Below are 17,532 nucleotides of genomic sequence, written 5' to 3' on the forward strand. Positions count from 1 at the left end.
GTCGCCGGGTGCTCGGCGCCGAATGTTTTATGCCGCGGCGGTGCCCTGGAGTGGCACGCGGTTGCGGCGTTTTTCGCCCGCTCGCCGCACACTCGCGCTCACGCTCGGGGCGATGACGGAGAGCACGAGAAGCGAGCCGGTGACGATGGTGAGCACGGTGTCCGGAAGTCCGGCGAGCTGCAGTGAGTAGTTGACGGTGCGGATGATGAGCACGCCGGCGACGACCCCGACGATGCCGCCGGACCCGCCGAAGATCGAGACCCCGCCGAGCAATACGGCCGCGACCACGCTGAGCTCGAGGCCGGTGACGCTGTCGCTCTGGGCGCTCGAGTACCGCAGCACCCAGAAGATGCCGGCGAAGGCCGAGATGCCGCCGCTGGCGACGTAGAGCCAGAACTTGGAGCGATTCACCCGGATGCCCACGAAGCGCGCGGCCTCCTTGCTGAAACCGAGAGCGAACAGTGCGCGACCGAACGGCGTGAAGTGCAGCAGTACCCCGAACGCGACGACCACGATCGCGACGAAGATCATGAAGGTCGGGATGCCCGTCGCCCCGATCGTCGAGGTGGCGAAGGTGGTGAGGTCGATGGGGAAGTCCGCCACCGCGTTGTCGCCGATCACGACGAGGGCGAGCCCGCGGAAGAGCGCGAGGGTTCCGATGGTCACGGCCAGCGAGGGCAGCCCGATCGCGGTGATCAGGATGCCGTTGAAGGCACCGCAGAGCAGGCCGACGAGGATGCAGGCTACGAAAACCCACCAGATGTTCCAGTGCGCGTCGTGGAACAGCACGCCCATGACGGCCGCGGAGAGACCGGCGGTGCTCGCCACCGAGAGGTCGATCTCCCCGGTGATGATGATGAGCGCCATCGGCATGGCCATCAGGAGGATCGGTACGGCGTCGATGAGCAGGAAGCTCACCGTGGCGACGCCCGCGAAGTAGGGTACGAAGACGCTCGCGATGACCACGATCAGCAGCAGCGCGTAGACGGTGTTCGCGTTTCGGCCGAGGAACAGCCGCCGGGCGGCGCTCCTGGCCTTCACGGGCCTCGCGGTTGCATTGGTCGTGACGGCGTTAGTCATTGCGTGCCTCGCTCACTCGCAGTTTGCGGGCGGTTCGAATGGACAGGATGCGGTCGAGCAGGATGGCCGCGATGATCAGCACGCCGACGATCGCCTGCTGCCAGAACTTGCTGACGTTGAGGGCGGCCAGTGCGCCGGTCATGGTGGTGAGCAGCACTGCACCGATCGCTGCACCGGTGACCGTGCCGCTTCCGCCGAAGATCGCGACACCGCCGACGACGACCGCCGCGACGATCTGCAGCTCGAAGCCGGTGCCGGTATCGGCCCCCACCGAGTTGAAGCGCGAGGCGTAGAGCACTCCGGCGAGTCCGGTGAGCGCGCCGCTGGCGATGAACGCCCCCACGACCCGGCCGTTGACCTTGATGCCGAACAGGCGGGCGGCCTCGGTGTCGGATCCGATCGCGTAGAGGTCTCGCCCGGCCCGGGTGCCGAACATGAAGACGGCCGCGAGAATCACCACGATGAGGGCGGCGATGGCGAACAGCGGGATACCCCACAGCGTCTGCACCGAGAGATTGCCGAACGCGGGAGGCTCATTGCCGATGAAGTACTGGGTGCTTCCGGCCCAGGCGTTGTTGATTCCCCGGAAGATGTAGAGCGTCCCGAGGGTGATCACGAGCGATGGCACCCCGGCAATCGTCACCACCAACCCGTTTATCGCCCCGAGCACCGCTCCGAGCACGATTCCGATGAGGAACACCAGCGGAATCGGGATGCTCGGGAAGGCGTGGAACAACGATCCGGTGCCGAACGCGGAGAGCCCGAGGATGGAGCCGATCGACAGGTCGACGTTGTTCGTGATCACGACGATGGCGAGTCCGACGGCCATGATCACGAAGATCGTCGAATTGAGGAGGAGGTCCTTCACTCCTTGCGCGGCGAGGAACCGAGGGTTGACCACCGCGGTCACGATGATCAGCACGGCGAGGGCGGCGAACACCGAGAATTCGCGGGACACGAAGATGCGTCCGAATGCGCGCCCGGCGACGGCCTTCTCGATCGGAGGGGCACTCAGGGTCTGGCTCATGCGGCACTCTCCGGGGATGCGCTTGCGGCGTGCAGGACGGCTTCGGCGGTCGCCTCGTCGCGGGAGAGCCGGGCCGAGATCCGCCCCTCGTGCATGACGAGGATGGTGTCGGCCATTCCGAGCACCTCCGGGAGCTCGGACGAGATCATGAGCACGGCGATGCCCTGCACCGCGAGCTCGGAGATCAGGCGGTGGACCTCGGCTTTTGTCCCGACGTCGATGCCGCGGGTGGGTTCATCCACGATGAGCAGTCGCGGAGCGGTGGCGAGCCACTTCGCGATCACCACCTTCTGCTGGTTGCCTCCGGAGAGGGTCGCGACCGAGAGGTCCTGCGATCCGGTCTTCACCTGGAGGCGCGCACTCCACTCCTCCGCGACCCGGCGTTCGTCCTTGGCATTGATCAGGCCGAATCGTGCGAGCTTCTTGCGCAGGGTGAGGGTGGCGTTGCGGGCGACCGAGAGGTCCATCACGAGACCCTGCTTGCGGCGGTCCTCCGGCACGAAGCCCATGCCCGCATCGATAGCGGCCTGGGGGGAGTGCGCGCGGATGGACCGGCCGCTGAGAAGCACGCTCCCGGTGTCGTAGCGGTCGATGCCGAACACTGCGCGGGCCACCTCGGTGCGCCCGGCGCCCACGAGTCCGGCGAGCGCCACGATCTCGCCGGCACGCACCTCGAAGCTGATGTCGTTGAAGACCCCGGCCCTCGTGAGGTTGGTCACCGAAAGCACGGGCTCTCCGATAGCGGCTTCCTGCTTGGGGAAGAGGGTCGCGATGTCGCGGCCGACCATCTCCCGCACGAGTCCGTCTACGGTGATGTCCGGGGTGTCGTGAGTGGCGATGAAGGCGCCGTCCCGCATCACCGTGATGCGGTCGCAGAGGTCGAACACCTCGTCGAAACGGTGGGAGATGAAGAGGATGCCGGTGCCCCGGTCACGCAGGCTGCGGGCGACGGCGAACAGCCGGTCCACCTCAACACCGCTCAGGGCGGCGGTCGGCTCATCCATCACCAGGATGCGGGCGTCGAGCGAGATTGCCTTCGCGATCTCGATGATCTGCTGGTCGGCGATCGACAGCCCCTCGGCGACCCGGTCGGGATCGACCGGCACGCCGAGACGGGTGAACAGCGCGCGAGCGTCGGCGCGCATGGTCGCTCGATCGATCAGGCCGAGCCGACCGCGCGGCTGGCGGCCGATGAAGATGTTCTCCGCAACGGTGAGGTCGGGGAAGAGCGTGGGCTCCTGGTAGATCACGGAGATGCCGGCGGCCTTGCTGTCTGCCGGCGACCGGAACGAGACATCCGCTCCTTCGACGGTGAAGCGTCCGGAGTCGGGTTGGTGCACTCCGGCGAGGATCTTGACCAGGGTCGACTTGCCCGCGCCGTTCTCGCCGACGAGCGCGTGGATCTCGCCCGAACGGATCTCGATCGTGCCATCGGTGAGGGCGGCGACCGCGCCGAAGGACTTCGTCGCTGATGTCAGCGAGAGAGCGGCGGGGGTTGCGCTATCGGGGCTCATCGTCATTGACGGCTGATCCTCCACGTCGAGGTTTATTGAATCGTTTTAAGATCGGGACGGAATGCACTCTATGGCGCACGGTCGGTTCTCGTCAAGCTCGATTATGAATCGTTCCAAAACCGTACCCACGAGCGTCGGATTGCTGGCATCATGCAATGAGCGACGCACTGAGGCGACGCGGAGAGCACTGCGGCGACGCGGGAAGCATCGGTGATCAACATGGCGGCCAGCGTGAAGGATGTCGCGGCGCTCGCCGGCGTCTCCGTCGGCACCGTCTCCAACGTGATGAACCGCCCCGAGAAGGTGTCGGCCGCCGTCGCGTCCCGTGTGCAGGCCGCGATCGACGAGCTCGGATTCGTGCGCAACGACGCCGCCCGCCAGCTTCGGGCCGGCCGAAGCAGCACCATCGGGCTCGTCGTCCTCGACGTGCGCAACCCCTTCTTCACCGATCTCGCTCGCGGGGCGGAGGATCGGGCCGCCGCGGACGGCTTCTCGGTGATTCTCGGCAACAGCGACGAGAAGGCCGATCGTGAGGCCACCTACCTCGACCTCTTCGAGGTGCAGCGGATGCACGGGGTGCTCATCTCCCCATTCGGCGACATCACCGCACGGCTGCGGCAATTGCGCAATCGGGGCATCCCCGCGGTGCTGGTGGACCGCACGAGCGCCGATGCTTCCTTCAGCTCAGTCTCGGTCGACGACATCGCCGGAGGCGCTCTCGCTGTCGGGCACCTCCTCGCCCAGGGACGGCGTCGCATCGCCTTCATCGGCGGACCCCTCGAGATCCAGCAGGTCACCGACCGGCTCGACGGCGCGCGTACCGCGGTCGCGAGCGTTTCGGATGCCTCGCTCGAGGTCATCCTGATCGACGGCCTCAGCGTGATAGCCGGCCGCGCCGCCGGATCCGAGCTCGTGGCGCGGGATCCCGCGGATCGGCCGGACGCGGTCTTCGCGGCGAACGACCTCGTGGCGATGGGCGTGCTCCAGGCCCTCATGATGCAGGGGTCGGATGTACCGGTACCGCGGCAGATCGCACTGATCGGGTACGACGACATCGACTTCGCGAGCGCTGCGGTGGTGCCGCTCTCGTCCATTCGCCAGCCGAGCGCTCTCATCGGCCAGACGGCGGTCGAGATCCTGCTCGAGGAGGCCGCGGACCCCGCGCTCGCCCCCCGTCAGGTCGTCTTCCAGCCCGAACTGGTGGTGCGGGAGAGTAGTTTGTAGGGATCATGTCGACGCAGATCCCCGCCGATGCTCCCGCGCTGATCGTGCCGGAGTTCGGTCGCATTGAACTTGGCCGGCGGCCTGTGCCGCATCCCGGACCGGGGAAGGTGCTCATCCGCACCGACTTCACCGGAGTGAGCGTCGGCACCGAGATGCTGGCCGCCACCGGCGAACGGCCTTCCTGGGGCCCGGTGCCCTTCACCCCCGGCTACCAGGGGGTCGGCCACATCGTCGCTTTCGGCGAGGGCGAAGAGCGCCACGGACTCACCCTCGGCGAGGCGGTCGCCTGCTTCGGTGACGGCACCCACGGCGCCTACTTCGTCGCGGATCTCGAGCTCACGTACCCGATCGAAGAGACCGATTCGTACCACATGGCCGCGCTGTTCGTGCCCGCGGCGGTCGGCCTCAACGCCATCGACAAGGCCGGCCTCGAGAGCGGCGACACCGTGCTCGTGCTGGGCCAGGGTCTCATCGGGCAGGCGACGGCCATGCTCGCGCGTGATCGCGGCGCCTACGTCGTGGTCTCCGAGGTCTCGCCCGAGCGCCGGGCCATCTCCGGCGCCCACTGTGCCGACCGCGTGATCGACGGCTCGGCCGGATCGCCCTGGTCGCAGCTGCAGCCCGACTTTCCCGACGGATTCGACATGGTGATCGAGTCCACCGGCGTCGCCGCCCTCATCGACAGCGCGCTCGAGTGCCTGCGCTTCGAGGGCACGATGGTCTTCGAGGGCGTCTATCCCGACCAGGTCTCCTTCACCTACGAGCTCGCGCACGAACGACAGATCAACGCGGTGTTCCCGTGGTTCATCGGCACCTCCGAGGTGCGGCGCACGGTGCTGCGCCGCATCGTCTCCGGCGAGCTCGACTTCGATCCGCTCATCACGAACCAGGTGAACTGGACCGATGCGGACACCACCTACAGACGCCTCTTCACCTCGGAGCGGGATCATCTCAATGGAATCGTCATCGACTGGCGAGGAGCGGAATAGACATGCCTCTCGAAGGGGACTACGCACCGAGCACATCCGACTGGGCGCGTGAGCAGGCCGAGCTGTTCGAGGCGACGGGAGGCGCGAAGGGTGCTGACCTCCGCGGCATGCCGATCATCGTGCTGACCTCGGTCGGGGCGAAGTCGGGGTTGCTGCGCAAGACCGCCCTCATGCGGGTCGAACACGAAGGCGAGTACGCGGTGGTGGCGTCGCTCGGCGGCGCCCCGAAACATCCGGTCTGGTATTTCAATCTCGTGAAGAACCCCGAGGTCGAGCTGCAGGATGGGGCGGAGAAGGCCGACTACATCGCCAGGGAAGTCACCGGCGACGAGAAGGCGGTGTGGTGGAAACGGGCCGTCGCGGCCTATCCGCCCTATGCCGACTATCAGGAGAAGACCGACCGGCAGATCCCGGTGTTCGTGCTGAGCCGGCGGTAGCTGCCCTCACTGCCCGGCTGCCCAGTGATTCTGCACCTGAGTCGCGCTGAGCGCCACCGAGTATGCCGCGGCGAAGCGCAGCTGCCCGGCGAAGTAGGAGTTGCCCTGGTTCGGCCAGCCGTTGAGATTGTCGTACCCGATGCGCCAGTACCCGCTGTAGCTTTCCGGGGTGACCCACGCGGCGTTCGATGCGACGAGGATGCCGTCGAGATACAGCCTCATTCCCGTTCCGGGTGACATCGTCGCCACCGTGTGGTGCCACAGACCATCGGTGACGACGCCCGGAGTGACCAGGACCTGGAGGGAACCCCCATTGTTGGTGCCGAACTCGAGCGCGCCCGTCGTTCCGATGTAGAGGTGCCGGTCGTAGTGGTTGGAGACGCCCGTCTGGGTGTTGCTGAACCCCATCAGCCGGCCGCCGGGCACGGTCGTCTTGAACCACAGCTCCTCGCTGAACGTCGTCGGGTTCGAGTATTGGCGCGGGGTCGAGACGAAGCTCGACGTCCCGTTCAGCACGTAGGCGCCCCCGGAATCGCGCGGGCACGCGAGCGGCGTCACTGCGCTGCTGGTCATGGATCCCTGATAGGTCCCCCAGCTCATGAAGCTCGCGCTGTCCGCGGCGAACAACGAGTTCGATCCCTCCTGGAGGTGGTACTGGAAGTAGGCGTTGGCCTGGTCGGAGGAGCCCGCGCTCGTGCAGGTGGAGTACTGGCCGATGACGAAGCTTCCCGAGACCGCGGAGGCGACGCCGGGAGAGGTGGCGGTGAGGGAGTAGATCCCGGCCCGGTTGATGCGGCACCCGGCGAACGTGACGCTTCCGGCCGTCGTTCCCTTCGGGTCGGTCGTGCAGGTGAGGGTCGCACCCGCGGCAGTCGTCAGAGAGAGGGTGACGGGGATCGCACTGGTGGTCTGGTTCCCGCCGGCGTCGACGACGATCACCACCGGTTGCTTCGCGAAGGGGGAGTTGATCGGTGTCGTGGCGGGCGACGCGGAGAACCGCAGGTTCGTCGCGGGGCCCACCGAGATCGTGAACGATGAGCTCACGGCACTGCTGAGCAAGGGAGAAGTGGCGGTGAGCGTGTAGGTCCCAGCCTTGTCGACCGCGCAGGCGCTGAAGGTGGAGATACCGGATGTGGTGGTCATGGGATTCGCGGCGCACGCCAGTGCCGCGCCTGCCGGATTCGTGAGGGTGAGCGTGATCGTACGAGCCGTGCCGGTGGTCGGCTTCCCCGCTGCATCGAGCAATCGCACCGAGGGCTGCACCGCGAGGCGCGCCCCACCGGTGCCGCTCGACGGGTTCACCGCGAACACCAGTTTCGTCGGCGCCGTTGCGGCCGGATAGACCCAGTTGTTGCCGACGGACGAAGTCTGCGAGGTGAACACCGCGTTCGCCGGGTTGAGCGCCACCAGTGCGAAAGTGGCGGCGATGGCGAGCGCGACTCCGGCCGCGATCCCGGGGATCGCGCGAACGAATGCGGGGTGTTTCGCCCGGAAGGGTGCTCGATTCCTCTTGGTCCGCGGGCCGGGGTCTCCGATCACCTCGACCAGGAGGGCGAGCAACGTGAGCAAGACCCAGATCGAGAAGGGTACCCAGCCTCCGGTGGAGAGCCAGAGCAGCGGGAGCCCGACCCACGGAATCAGCACCCACGCCCGCGCGATGATGTCCGAGCGCTTCAGCGAAGTGCTGTCGACCTCGATGTTCGCGTCGCCCGCGGTGATCAGGGTGCCGTCCTTGTTCTTGCCCACGATGCGATGAACGATCAGGTCGGATGACTTGCCGGCGCCGGACCCGTGGAATGTCACGACCCGCCCCATCGGGGTCGGGGCATCCTTATCCAGGGGAAAGGAGAGCACCACATCCCCTGCCTGGAGGTGCGGTCTCATCGAGCCGCCGAACACGTCGGATCCGGTCATCCCGAACGCCAGTGGCGCGATCGAGAACACCGCAAGGGCCAAAACGAATGAGAGCGACAGCCGGGCCACGAGCCGCACAAACAGCCAGGTCCAGGCCGCAAGCACGATCGTCGGGCGTGCGCTGGCTAGGGATTCCCTCTGGGCTGGCATGGTGGGCACCCTCGATGATCGGGGGAATCGCTCAGTTGCTTTGGAGTTCCCAGACCACGTCGTCGCTGACCGACTTGCCCTGCAACGCATCGATCTGGCTCTGGGTCATGCTCGTCACGTCGAACTTCCACGTGACCCGGTAGGTCTTCGATTCGCCGGAAGTGACACCGGTGGTCGTCCAGGGCAGGATGCCGGTCGCATAGTCGGTCGACTGTGCCGCCGCCGTTGCGATGGAGATCGCGGGTGCTGCCACCGCATCCGCGACGAATCCGGTGCAGCTGCCGAAGGACCCGCCCGATCCGATCTCCACGGTGATGAGGATGTTGTTCTCGAGCCCCTGTGCGCCGAGCCGCGCGATGTAGGTCTTCACCACTCCCGGCACCGATGAAGTCGACGTCACCTTGATGCAGTTCGTACCGGTGTCGCCGGGCTTCACGTTGGTGAGCTGGAAAGTCGCCGCGCCGAGGTCGTCGTCCGTGAGGTTCACCGATCCGGTACTCCAGCTGTTGCCCACATTCTGGGTCTGGGCGGTGAACGCAGCGACCGAGATCTGCCAGATCAACAGGCCCGCGACCACGATGGCCGCTGGCCCGGCCGTGAAGATGGCGATTCGTCGTGCGCGAGCGCTTGGTGCCTTCATGATCTGATCCCCTGGTCGATTCCCCGAATTGGAGCCTGCCGTATGCTGCCGGCGCCCGGTGCCGCCGCCGATATGGCGGTGAGGCTCGATTCGATTGTGTCCGCCGTCGGGAGAGGTCGGGGGGCACAAGGTCCCGCGTAATTTCGCACCGGCCCGGGCGGCCGTCGAGTGTGCGGGCACCGCCATCCCCCTTCGGAAGCCACAGTGGGATGATGGATCGATGACCGACAACATCCCCACCAAGCGTCCGCTCCTCGTCTGGGACATCGCCGTCTCGACGGCGGTGCTCCTCATCGGTTTCGGCTTCCTGGTTGTCTCGGCCGTGATCGACCTGTTCTCCGCGGCCCTCGTGGGCAACTGTCCCGCGCGCACCTGCTCGGCGGGTGCGGCCGTCGCATCCCTCGGAATCTCCTGGTTCGTGATGTTCCTGCTGCTGATCGTCGGGGCCGTGCTCACGATCGTCACCCTCGTACGGCGTCGCCAGGCCTGGTGGATCGCTCTGCTCGCGATCGTGCTCGTCGTCGCGGTGTGGATCATCGGGTTCGTGCTCTACTCACGGGCGGTCAGTCACGAGCGGGTCGTGCTCGACGGGGTCGTGGCGCTCGGCTCCTCCCTTCTCGCTTAGCAACGCGGTCTCGCGGCCGTGAGTTGCACTCTTTTGCGACCTCGGCGCGCGGCCGGGTCGCAAAAGAGTGCAACTCACCGCGAGAATGCGGGGGAATAGGCCCCGCGGCGGAGGTCTCGCCCCGGTGACGCCCTGCACTCGACTCGACTCGACTCACGCTCACGCTTCACGCTTCACGCTCACGCTTCACGCTCACGCTTCACGCTCACGCTCACGCTCACGCTCACGCTCACGCTCACGCTCACCCTCACCGCCCGCGCCCGGTTCCCGTTCACGGATCAGGAGTCACGCGGATCTGCGGGCGCGCCGGGCCTTCGACACGCCGCAGGTCCGGCGTAACTCCTGATCCGTGAACACGACGCACGACGCACGACCCACGGCCAACGACCAACGACCAACGACCAACGACGCACGACCCACGACCCACGGCCTACGACCCACGCCATCCCCACGGGGGATAGTGGCATTTCGCCCGGCCGAAACCCGGGACGCGGATGGCGGAAACAACGCCGCAACATGCGGGGCCTAAGGTGAAGCCATGGAAGGCCTGTTCGAGGGATACGGCGCCCCGGTCGTGAAAGGTCGGATGGCCGGAGCCACGCCGTGGGACGAGATGTTCGACGAGCCGTCCAAGGTGCGCGCCGGCTATCGGGAGATCCATTCCGCGCTCGCGCAGATGACCCAGGACGAGCTCCGCGGCCGAACGGATGCCCTCGCCAGCTCCTATCTCGCGCAGGGCGTGACCTTCGACTTCGCCGGCGAGGAGCGCCCGTTCCCCCTCGACGCGGTGCCGCGCGTGATCGAACTCGCCGAATGGGTGAATGTCGAGGCCGGCATCAAGCAGCGCGTCCGTGCGCTCGAGGCCTTCCTCGCGGACATCTACGGAGCCCAGAACGCCGTGAAGGACGGCGTGATCCCGGCATCCCTGATCAGCTCGTCCAGTCACTTCCATCGCGAGGCCGCGGGCATCCATCCGGCCAACGGGGTGCGCATCCAGGTGTCCGGCATCGACCTCATCCGCGACGAGCAGGGCGGATGGCGCGTGCTCGAGGACAACGTGCGCGTGCCTTCCGGCGTGAGCTACGTGATCTCGAACCGCCGGGTGATGGCGCAGACCCTTCCCGAACTCTTCGTCTCCATGCGCGTGCGTCCCGTCGGAGACTATCCGCACAAGCTCTTGCAAGCGCTGCGCGCGAGCGCTCCGGAAGGGGTGGATGACCCGACCATCGTCGTCCTGACCCCCGGTGTCTACAACTCGGCCTACTTCGAGCACACCCTGCTCGCCCGCCTGATGGGCGTCGAGCTGGTCGAGGGCCGCGACCTCTTCTGCTCCGGCGGTCGCGTGTGGATGCGCACGACATCCGGTCCCACCCGGGTCGACGTGATCTACCGCCGGGTGGACGACGAGTTCCTCGACCCGCTGCAGTTCCGGGCGGACTCGATGCTCGGAAGCCCCGGCCTGCTGCTCGCGGCCCGGCTCGGCAACGTGACGATCGCGAATGCGATCGGAAACGGGGTGGCCGACGACAAACTCGTCTACACCTACATGCCAGACCTCATCAAGTACTACCTGAGTGAGGAGGCCATCATCCCCAACGTCGACACCTGGCGTCTCGAAGACCCCGCCTCGCTCGAGGAGGTGCTCGACCGGCTCGACCAACTCGTCGTCAAGCCGGTGGACGGATCCGGCGGCAAGGGTCTCGTCGTCGGCCCGGCCGCCAGCCCCGCCGAGCTGGAGAAGCTGCGCAAGACGCTGCTCGCCGATCCGCGCGGGTGGATCGCGCAACCCGTCGTGCAGCTCTCGACCATCCCCACACTCGTCGAGGATGGCATGCGACCGCGGCACGCCGACCTCCGGCCTTTCGCTGTGAACGACGGCAAGGACGTCTGGGTGCTTCCAGGAGGCCTCACCCGGGTGGCCCTGCCCGAGGGCGAGCTCGTCGTCAACTCCTCGCAGGGCGGCGGGTCGAAAGACACCTGGGTCGTCGGGGAGCTGCCCCTTCAGGTGTCCCGTCACTCGATCCAGGGCCTCGTCGCCGACCAGGCGACCTCTACCGAGGCGATCCCGATCATCAACTCCGAGGTGCACCAGATAGACCAGGCCCCGCGCGACCGCACGCTCGGACAGGGCCAGCAGGAACAGCAGCAGCAGGCTGCTGGTCGAGTAGCGAGCGCCAGCGAGCGTGTCGAGACCCGTCCGAAGGGGGAATCGCAATGCTGAGCCGCATCGCCGAGAGCCTGTTCTGGATCGGGCGCTACATCGAGCGCTCCGACGGCACCGCCCGCATCCTCGATGTGCACCTCCAGCTGCTGCTCGAAGACCCGTGGATCGAAGAGGACCTCGCCTGCCGATCGCTGCTCAGCGTGATGGGCAGTGATGTGCCAGAGGACCGGGTGCTCAATCGCCAGAGCGTGCTGGAGATCCTCGCCGTCGATCGTTCGGAGCCGGCATCGATCGCCTATTCGCTCGGCGCCGCCCGGGAGAACGCACGCCGCGCCCGTGAGATCGTATCGAGCGAGCTCTGGGAGTGCCTCAACACGACCCGCGCCCGGATGCCGCGCAAGATCGCCACCGACAAGGTGCACGAGTTCTTCGGCTGGGTGCGCGAGCGTTCGGCGCTCGCCGTCGGCATCATCGAGTCGGCGACGAGCCGCGACGAAGCCTGGCAGTTCTTCACGCTCGGCCGGTCGATCGAGCGCGCCGACATGACCGCCCGGCTGCTGGCCACCCGCAGCCTCACCGAGGCGAGCGGACCGTCGTGGACGACCATCCTGCGATCCTGCGGCGCGTACGAGGCCTACCTGCGCACCTACCGCGGAGTGCCGAGCGCGCGCAACGCCGCCGAGTTCCTGCTGCTCGACCGGCTGTTCCCTCGCAGCATCCTCTTCTCGGTACGTCGCGCGGAGATGTGCATGCGTGACATCGAGCCGCGCACCGACCGCGTCGGGGTGTCAGACCAGGCGCAGCGCCTGCTCGGACAGATCCGCAGTGAGCTCGAATACCGTCCCATCGCCGAGATCCTCGAGGACCTCACGCTGCACATGGACAACGTGCAAGCCGCGACGAGTGCGGCCTCGGAGGCGATCCGCCAGCGTTACTTCCCCACGAATGCCGCACCGAGCTGGGTCGGTGAGAACACGTGAATCGACTCCGCATCAAGCACATGACCGGCTTCCATTACGGCGGTGAGGTCACGGCGAGCTACAACGAGGCGCGGATGCTTCCCACCAGCGGCGACGGTCAGCTGGTGCTCTACTCCAATCTCGAGATCCTGCCGATCTCCGCCCACCACACCTATGTGGACTACTGGGGAAGCCGTGTCTCGTCGTTCGAGATCCTCACCCCGCACAAGGAACTGTCGCTCACGGCCACGAGCCTCGTCGAGGTGCGGCCGCGCGATCATCCCGAGCATGAGCTCAGCTGGGTGGAGCTTGCCGAAGCGGCCGAGCGCGCCACGGAGTACGTCGAGCAGCGCAAGCAGACCAAGCGCACCGAGCCGCCGGCGGAGGTCGTCGCACTCGCGAAGGAGATCGCCGACGGCACCGACGACCCCTGTGCCGCCGCCCTCGCCATCTGCATGAAGATCGGCGAGAGCGTCGAGTACATGCAGGGTGTCACGGGCGTCCACACGACGGCCACCGAGGCGTGGGCGCACCGCAAGGGAGTGTGCCAGGACATCGCGCACCTCGCGCTCGGTGCGCTGCGGGCCGTCGGAATCCCGGCCCGGTATGTCTCCGGCTACCTGCATCCGAGGCCCAACGCCGCGATCGGTGAGACTGTCGCCGGGGAGTCCCACGCCTGGGTTGAATGGTTCTGCGGCAACGGATGGCGTGGTTTCGACCCCACGAACCAGATCGACATCGGAGACCGTCACGTCACCGTCGGCCGCGGCCGCGACTACAACGACGTGCCCCCTTTGCGCGGCGTCTATGCCGGCCCATTCAAGTCCGTACTGTTCGTGAAAGTCGAGATCACCCGCGAGAGTTGAGTCGTACCCCTTCTGCTCCCGCTGGTGAGGTGCGCGCCCTCTCGGGTATTCGCACGCCTGGCAGGGAAGAGGAATCGCGGGATGCGGCGCCCCGAGTGGCACAATGAGGTGGCAGTCTCGGGGGGAGCAGAGTTGGGATCTAACAGGAACGCCGTCGCAGTTGTGCGCAGCCTCGGTGCGCTTCAGAGGTTCTCCGTCATCGGCGGCCTGCTCGGGCTAATCTTTGTGCTTGGCATGGCGGCGGTCGCGCTCACGCCACCGAGTTCCCAGACCGCTGCCTGGTGGCCCGCAGCCGGCGTCGGCGTGGTTGCCGCGCTCTTCGCACGGAGGCGACGATGGGGGGCGGCGCTTCTCGTCGGTCTTGTCACTGCCGGATCGAATTTCGTCGCCGGGCGACCGCTGGCCGTCTCGATCGGCTTCGGCATCGCCAACTTCCTTGAGGCCTGGCTGGTCAGCACCATTCTCTCCGGGGCCGTCGGGGGTCCGGCACTGGGGCGGATGACCGAGGTGGCGCGCTTGCTTGTGGCTACCATCGCCGGATCGGTCGTGATCGGCGTGCTTGCCGGAGGGATCATCGGGCTGCTCGAGGGAGGCAGCTTCGTCGACGCGTTGATCGCGGTGACGGCATCCCACGCGGCGGCGGTGATCGTGATCGTTCCGCCAGCCCTCGTTGTCTTCGGACGGGATATCAGGGTCAATCGGATCGAGCTGGCTGCGCAGGTGATCATCACGTTCGCACTCGTCGGATTCGTGTTCTCGCCGGTCAATGCACTGCCGCTCGCCTTCCTCTCGCTCCCGATACTGTCCTGGGCCGCGTTCAGGTTCAGCTACGGTTTCGTGATCATCGAGCTTCTCCTCGCCGGAGTGCTTGCGGTGGAGCTTACGGCGGTCGGTGGGGGGCCTTTCGTCAATTCGACCCTTGCGGGGGTGAGCGTCACGAACCAGATGGTCCAGGTCTTCCTCATCGCCCAGGCCGGAACGATCATCTTCCTCGGTGCGGGACGCCTCGAGCGCGACCGTCTGGCGGAAGAGGTTCGGTCTCGCGATCAGCTCCTGCGAGGCGGCCTTGTCGGGGTTCAGGTGGGGTTGCTCATTCTGCAGCCGGTGCGCTTTCCGGAGGTGCGAGTGCTGCTCGGGAACGACGCCGCAAGCGAGATGCTCGATTGGCCCGCGCTCGCCGGCGACGTCGAGGATCTGGGCCCCGGAGGCGTCGTGCGGTTGTCACGTCGGGATCCGGCAACGCAGATCTTCGATTCGTATCGCCGCAGCGGGGATCTGGAACAGCGCGGCGAGTTGACGACTCGAGGTGGTCGGCGCGTGCAGTATTTTTTGAGCACCCGCACCTCCGAGTTCGATCAGGGTGTCATCACCGCGCAGTTCGTCGACATCACGGAGCGGTACGAGGCCCAGCTTGCAAACCAGAAGGCGCTCGAACACGAGCAGGAACTCGTCGACCAGCTGCGCGATCTCAACCGCCAGAAGGATGATTTCGTCTCATCGGTCAGTCACGAACTCCGCACCCCGATCACCAGCATCCTCGGATTTTCCGAGGTGATGGAAGACGCGGTGATGGAGCCAGAGCTGCGGGAGTATGTCGCGGTCATCCAGCGCAACGCCCGCCGGCTGGCCGATCTGGTCGAAGACCTGCTCGAGCTCGGTAGCATGAGCGCGGCTACGCCGATCCATGACTCCAAAGCCGTCGACCTGCATCAACTCATCCTGGAGTGCGTGCAGGAGCAGTCCACCATGGCGCGCTCGCGCAGCGTGACGGTGACGACCTCATTCGACCGGCAGTCACCGTGGGTGCAGTCCGTGTCGCACGACCTCACCCGGATCGTGTCGAACATCCTGTCCAACGCGATCAAGTTCTCCTTTTCGGGAGGAGAGGTGGATGTCGCGACCTCCTGCACAGACGACGAGGTGGAGATGGTGGTCAGGGACACCGGCCCGGGCATCCCGCCCGAAGATGTCGAGAGGGTGTTCGAGCGGTTCTACCGGTCGCCGGCTGAAGCCCTGCGGGTGATCCCCGGTACCGGTCTCGGACTGCCGATCGTCAAGTCGCTCGTCGAGCGGCACGGGGGGCGCATCACACTCACGAGCGACCACGTCGCCGGCGGCACCACCGTGACCGTCAGCATGCCGCGCGCGGTGTCCCCCGCCTAGCGGGCGGGCCTCCAGTTCCCGGCAGCCAGGGTCGAGCTCGTTCTCAGCCCTTCTGCGAGACGACCTCTTCTGTGACGATCTGCTCCGCCGCACGCTCGCGCCCGTCATGGGAGAGACTCAGCCGGCGATCCGCGTAGTGCACGCGAAGGTGGCGGTACTTCACGAGCCACAACAACCCGACGAGCGTCGCGGCGATTCCGGATGCCGCGCCGACGCCGAGCGCCCAGCGCGGCCCGAACTCGTTGGCGACCCACCCGACGATCGGCGCGCCGATCGGGGTGCCGCCCATGAAGATCGCCAAGTAGATGGCCATCACGCGACCGCGGACTGCTGCCGGGGTGGAGAGCTGGACGGCCCCATTCGCCGTCGTCATCATGGTCTGCGATGCGAGACCGACGACCGCGAGGGCGACAGCGAATCCCCAGTAGCTCGGCATGAGTGCGGCCGCGGTGCACCCGATGCCGAAGACGGCGGATGCCACGAAGAGGAACCGCAACCGCGGCTTGTCACGGCGCGCCGACAGCAGTGCGCCGACCACGGATCCGATCGCCATCACCGACGAGAGCACCCCGAATTCCGCCGCGCCCTTGTGGAAGACGGTAGTCGCCATGGTCGAGATGAAGATGGGGAAGTTGAGTCCGAAGGTGCCGATGAGGAAGACCATCACCATGATCACCATGATGTCCGGTCGGGACCGCACGTAGCGGAAGCCCTCCATCAGGTTGCCTTTCTTCGCCTTCGCCCGGGGCGAGCGTTGCAGCTCGGCGACTCTCAGGAAGGTGAGCGAGACCAGCACGGCACCGAAGGAGGCGCCGTTGATCAGGAAGACCCAGCCGGCACCGACGGCGGCGGTGAGCAGTCCGGCGACCGCGGGTCCGATCATCCGTGCCGCGCTGAAGGATGCCGAGTTGAGCGCGACCGCGTTCGACAGGTTGGCACCGCCGACGAGCTGGGAGACGAAGGTCTGCCGGGCCGGAGAGTCGAATGCCGCGACGATGCCGAGCAGCGCGGCGAAGACATACACGTGCCAGAGCTGCACCGCGCCGGTCACGGTGAGCAGACCGAGACCGAGACCGAGCGCACCACCGGCCGCCTGGGTGGCCATGAGGATCTTGCGCTGGTCGAAGCGGTCGGCGACGAGTCCGGTGAGTGGCAGCAGCAGCAGTTGGGGTCCGAACTGCAGCGCCATCACGAAGCCCACCGCGGCCGCGTCGTGGTCGGTGAGTTGGGTCAGCACGATCCAGTCCTGGGCAGTGCGCTGCATCCAGGTGCCCACGTTGGAGACGAGTGCGCCCGCCGCCCAGACCCGATAGTTGAAGCCGCTCAGCGAGCGGAACATCGCGCTCAATTGTCGGCCAGGTCACGAAGGATCGGCGCGATCTCGCGCAGCATCTGACGTTGGTGGGACGGCAACGCATCGAGCCTGGTCGTGAACCAGGCGTCCCGGCGCCGACGGGTCTCGCGGATGAAGGCCTCCCCGGCCGGCGAGAGGTCGAGGCTCACTTTGCGCGCATCATCCGGGGCGGGCTCCCGCGTGACCAGCCCGAGCTCGACGAGGGCGTTGATGGTGCGGTTCATGCTGGGGGGAGTGACCCGCTCGTGCTCGCTCAGCGATCCGAGGGTCTGGGTGCCGTTCTTCGACAGCGCGAAGAGCACGGCACGCTGGCCCTCGGTGACCTCGTCGTCGGCCTGCATCGAGCGGATGCGGCGCGCCAGTCGCTGAATGGCAAGCCGGAGGTCTTGGTCATCGGTGGGTTCGTCAGGCATATTTACTTAGCAT

General features: G+C 66.8%; 15 protein-coding genes. 8 read left to right on the forward strand and 7 right to left on the reverse strand.

Annotated elements, in window-relative coordinates; translation table 11 throughout:
* Positions 1–27 precede the first annotated feature (27 nt).
* The 3 genes from ACVXZ4_RS00700 to ACVXZ4_RS00710 are packed head-to-tail and all read right to left on the reverse strand — an operon-like array spanning position 28 to position 3,621.
* On the reverse strand, positions 28–1,080 hold the full coding sequence (locus ACVXZ4_RS00700) for an ABC transporter permease (RefSeq protein WP_461796340.1): 1,053 nt from the start codon (positions 1,078–1,080) through the stop codon (positions 28–30).
* On the reverse strand, positions 1,073–2,107 hold the full coding sequence (locus ACVXZ4_RS00705; protein ID WP_461796341.1) for an ABC transporter permease: 1,035 nt from the start codon (positions 2,105–2,107) through the stop codon (positions 1,073–1,075). The genes ACVXZ4_RS00700 and ACVXZ4_RS00705 overlap by 8 nt, the downstream gene beginning before the upstream one ends.
* Complete coding sequence (locus ACVXZ4_RS00710; protein WP_461798031.1) at positions 2,104–3,621, reverse strand: sugar ABC transporter ATP-binding protein; 1,518 nt, start codon at positions 3,619–3,621, stop codon at positions 2,104–2,106. Before ACVXZ4_RS00710 ends, ACVXZ4_RS00705 begins: the two co-directional genes overlap by 4 nt.
* A gap of 219 nt (positions 3,622–3,840) precedes the next feature.
* On the opposite strand from ACVXZ4_RS00710, the gene ACVXZ4_RS00715 reads away from it, so the two are divergent.
* From ACVXZ4_RS00715 to ACVXZ4_RS00725, 3 genes are read left to right on the forward strand one after another with little or no spacing between them, the layout of a single operon-like run.
* A complete protein-coding gene (locus ACVXZ4_RS00715; RefSeq protein WP_461796342.1) occupies positions 3,841–4,845 on the forward strand; it encodes a LacI family DNA-binding transcriptional regulator in 1,005 nt (334 codons plus the stop codon).
* Between the two features lie 5 nt (positions 4,846–4,850).
* A complete protein-coding gene (locus tag ACVXZ4_RS00720) occupies positions 4,851–5,834 on the forward strand; it encodes a zinc-dependent alcohol dehydrogenase (RefSeq protein WP_461796343.1) in 984 nt (327 codons plus the stop codon).
* A 2-nt stretch (positions 5,835–5,836) separates the two neighbouring features.
* Positions 5,837–6,271 (forward strand): nitroreductase family deazaflavin-dependent oxidoreductase, encoded by a 435-nt coding sequence (locus ACVXZ4_RS00725; RefSeq protein WP_461796344.1) that lies wholly within the window; start codon positions 5,837–5,839, stop codon positions 6,269–6,271.
* Positions 6,272–6,277: 6 nt separating this feature from the next.
* Here the strand turns inward: ACVXZ4_RS00725 and ACVXZ4_RS00730 are convergent, their stop codons facing one another.
* Entirely contained in the window at positions 6,278–8,335 is a 2,058-nt protein-coding gene (locus ACVXZ4_RS00730; protein ID WP_461796345.1) for a LamG-like jellyroll fold domain-containing protein, read from the reverse strand.
* A 31-nt stretch (positions 8,336–8,366) separates the two neighbouring features.
* Positions 8,367–8,975 carry a hypothetical protein gene (locus ACVXZ4_RS00735; protein ID WP_461796346.1) on the reverse strand — a complete coding sequence of 203 codons (609 nt, stop codon included), beginning with the start codon at positions 8,973–8,975 and terminating at the stop codon, positions 8,367–8,369.
* A gap of 220 nt (positions 8,976–9,195) precedes the next feature.
* Here ACVXZ4_RS00735 and ACVXZ4_RS00740 point away from each other — a divergent pair, with 220 nt between their 5' ends.
* From ACVXZ4_RS00740 to ACVXZ4_RS00760, 5 genes are all read left to right on the forward strand, one after another.
* Complete coding sequence (locus tag ACVXZ4_RS00740) at positions 9,196–9,600, forward strand: hypothetical protein (protein ID WP_461796347.1); 405 nt, start codon at positions 9,196–9,198, stop codon at positions 9,598–9,600.
* A 538-nt stretch (positions 9,601–10,138) separates the two neighbouring features.
* Positions 10,139–11,821: a circularly permuted type 2 ATP-grasp protein gene (locus ACVXZ4_RS00745; RefSeq protein ID WP_461796348.1), complete on the forward strand. Its 1,683-nt coding sequence runs from the start codon at positions 10,139–10,141 to the stop codon at positions 11,819–11,821.
* Positions 11,815–12,744, forward strand: coding sequence for an alpha-E domain-containing protein (locus ACVXZ4_RS00750; protein ID WP_461796349.1), 930 nt, complete (start codon positions 11,815–11,817; stop codon positions 12,742–12,744). The genes ACVXZ4_RS00745 and ACVXZ4_RS00750 overlap by 7 nt, the downstream gene beginning before the upstream one ends.
* Positions 12,741–13,589 (forward strand): transglutaminase family protein, encoded by an 849-nt coding sequence (locus ACVXZ4_RS00755; RefSeq protein WP_461796350.1) that lies wholly within the window; start codon positions 12,741–12,743, stop codon positions 13,587–13,589. Before ACVXZ4_RS00750 ends, ACVXZ4_RS00755 begins: the two co-directional genes overlap by 4 nt.
* A 132-nt stretch (positions 13,590–13,721) precedes the next feature.
* Positions 13,722–15,752 carry an ATP-binding protein gene (locus ACVXZ4_RS00760; protein WP_461796351.1) on the forward strand — a complete coding sequence of 677 codons (2,031 nt, stop codon included), beginning with the start codon at positions 13,722–13,724 and terminating at the stop codon, positions 15,750–15,752.
* A gap of 43 nt (positions 15,753–15,795) precedes the next feature.
* Here the strand turns inward: ACVXZ4_RS00760 and ACVXZ4_RS00765 are convergent, their stop codons facing one another.
* Together ACVXZ4_RS00765 and ACVXZ4_RS00770 are read right to left on the reverse strand one after the other, a co-directional pair.
* A complete protein-coding gene (locus ACVXZ4_RS00765) occupies positions 15,796–17,091 on the reverse strand; it encodes an MFS transporter (protein WP_461796352.1) in 1,296 nt (431 codons plus the stop codon).
* A 5-nt stretch (positions 17,092–17,096) separates the two neighbouring features.
* Complete coding sequence (locus tag ACVXZ4_RS00770) at positions 17,097–17,519, reverse strand: MarR family winged helix-turn-helix transcriptional regulator (RefSeq protein ID WP_461796353.1); 423 nt, start codon at positions 17,517–17,519, stop codon at positions 17,097–17,099.
* Positions 17,520–17,532: the final 13 nt, after the last annotated feature.

This window comes from Lacisediminihabitans sp. FW035 (assembly GCF_054880895.1).

Bases quoted from the DNA above. Each gene is read 5' to 3' on its own strand.
- ACVXZ4_RS00770 (WP_461796353.1), bottom strand. From the start codon at position 17,519: ATGCCTGACGAACCCACCGATGACCAAGACCTCCGGCTTGCCATTCAG.
- ACVXZ4_RS00720 (WP_461796343.1), top strand. From the start codon at position 4,851: ATGTCGACGCAGATCCCCGCCGATGCTCCCGCGCTGATCGTGCCGGAG.
- ACVXZ4_RS00740 (WP_461796347.1), top strand. From the start codon at position 9,196: ATGACCGACAACATCCCCACCAAGCGTCCGCTCCTCGTCTGGGACATC.
- ACVXZ4_RS00700 (WP_461796340.1), bottom strand. From the start codon at position 1,080: ATGACTAACGCCGTCACGACCAATGCAACCGCGAGGCCCGTGAAGGCC.
- ACVXZ4_RS00765 (WP_461796352.1), bottom strand. From the start codon at position 17,091: ATGTTCCGCTCGCTGAGCGGCTTCAACTATCGGGTCTGGGCGGCGGGC.
- ACVXZ4_RS00745 (WP_461796348.1), top strand. From the start codon at position 10,139: ATGGAAGGCCTGTTCGAGGGATACGGCGCCCCGGTCGTGAAAGGTCGG.
- ACVXZ4_RS00710 (WP_461798031.1), bottom strand. From the start codon at position 3,621: ATGAGCCCCGATAGCGCAACCCCCGCCGCTCTCTCGCTGACATCAGCG.
- ACVXZ4_RS00725 (WP_461796344.1), top strand. From the start codon at position 5,837: ATGCCTCTCGAAGGGGACTACGCACCGAGCACATCCGACTGGGCGCGT.
- ACVXZ4_RS00705 (WP_461796341.1), bottom strand. From the start codon at position 2,107: ATGAGCCAGACCCTGAGTGCCCCTCCGATCGAGAAGGCCGTCGCCGGG.
- ACVXZ4_RS00730 (WP_461796345.1), bottom strand. From the start codon at position 8,335: ATGCCAGCCCAGAGGGAATCCCTAGCCAGCGCACGCCCGACGATCGTG.
- ACVXZ4_RS00735 (WP_461796346.1), bottom strand. From the start codon at position 8,975: ATGAAGGCACCAAGCGCTCGCGCACGACGAATCGCCATCTTCACGGCC.
- ACVXZ4_RS00715 (WP_461796342.1), top strand. From the start codon at position 3,841: ATGGCGGCCAGCGTGAAGGATGTCGCGGCGCTCGCCGGCGTCTCCGTC.
- ACVXZ4_RS00750 (WP_461796349.1), top strand. From the start codon at position 11,815: ATGCTGAGCCGCATCGCCGAGAGCCTGTTCTGGATCGGGCGCTACATC.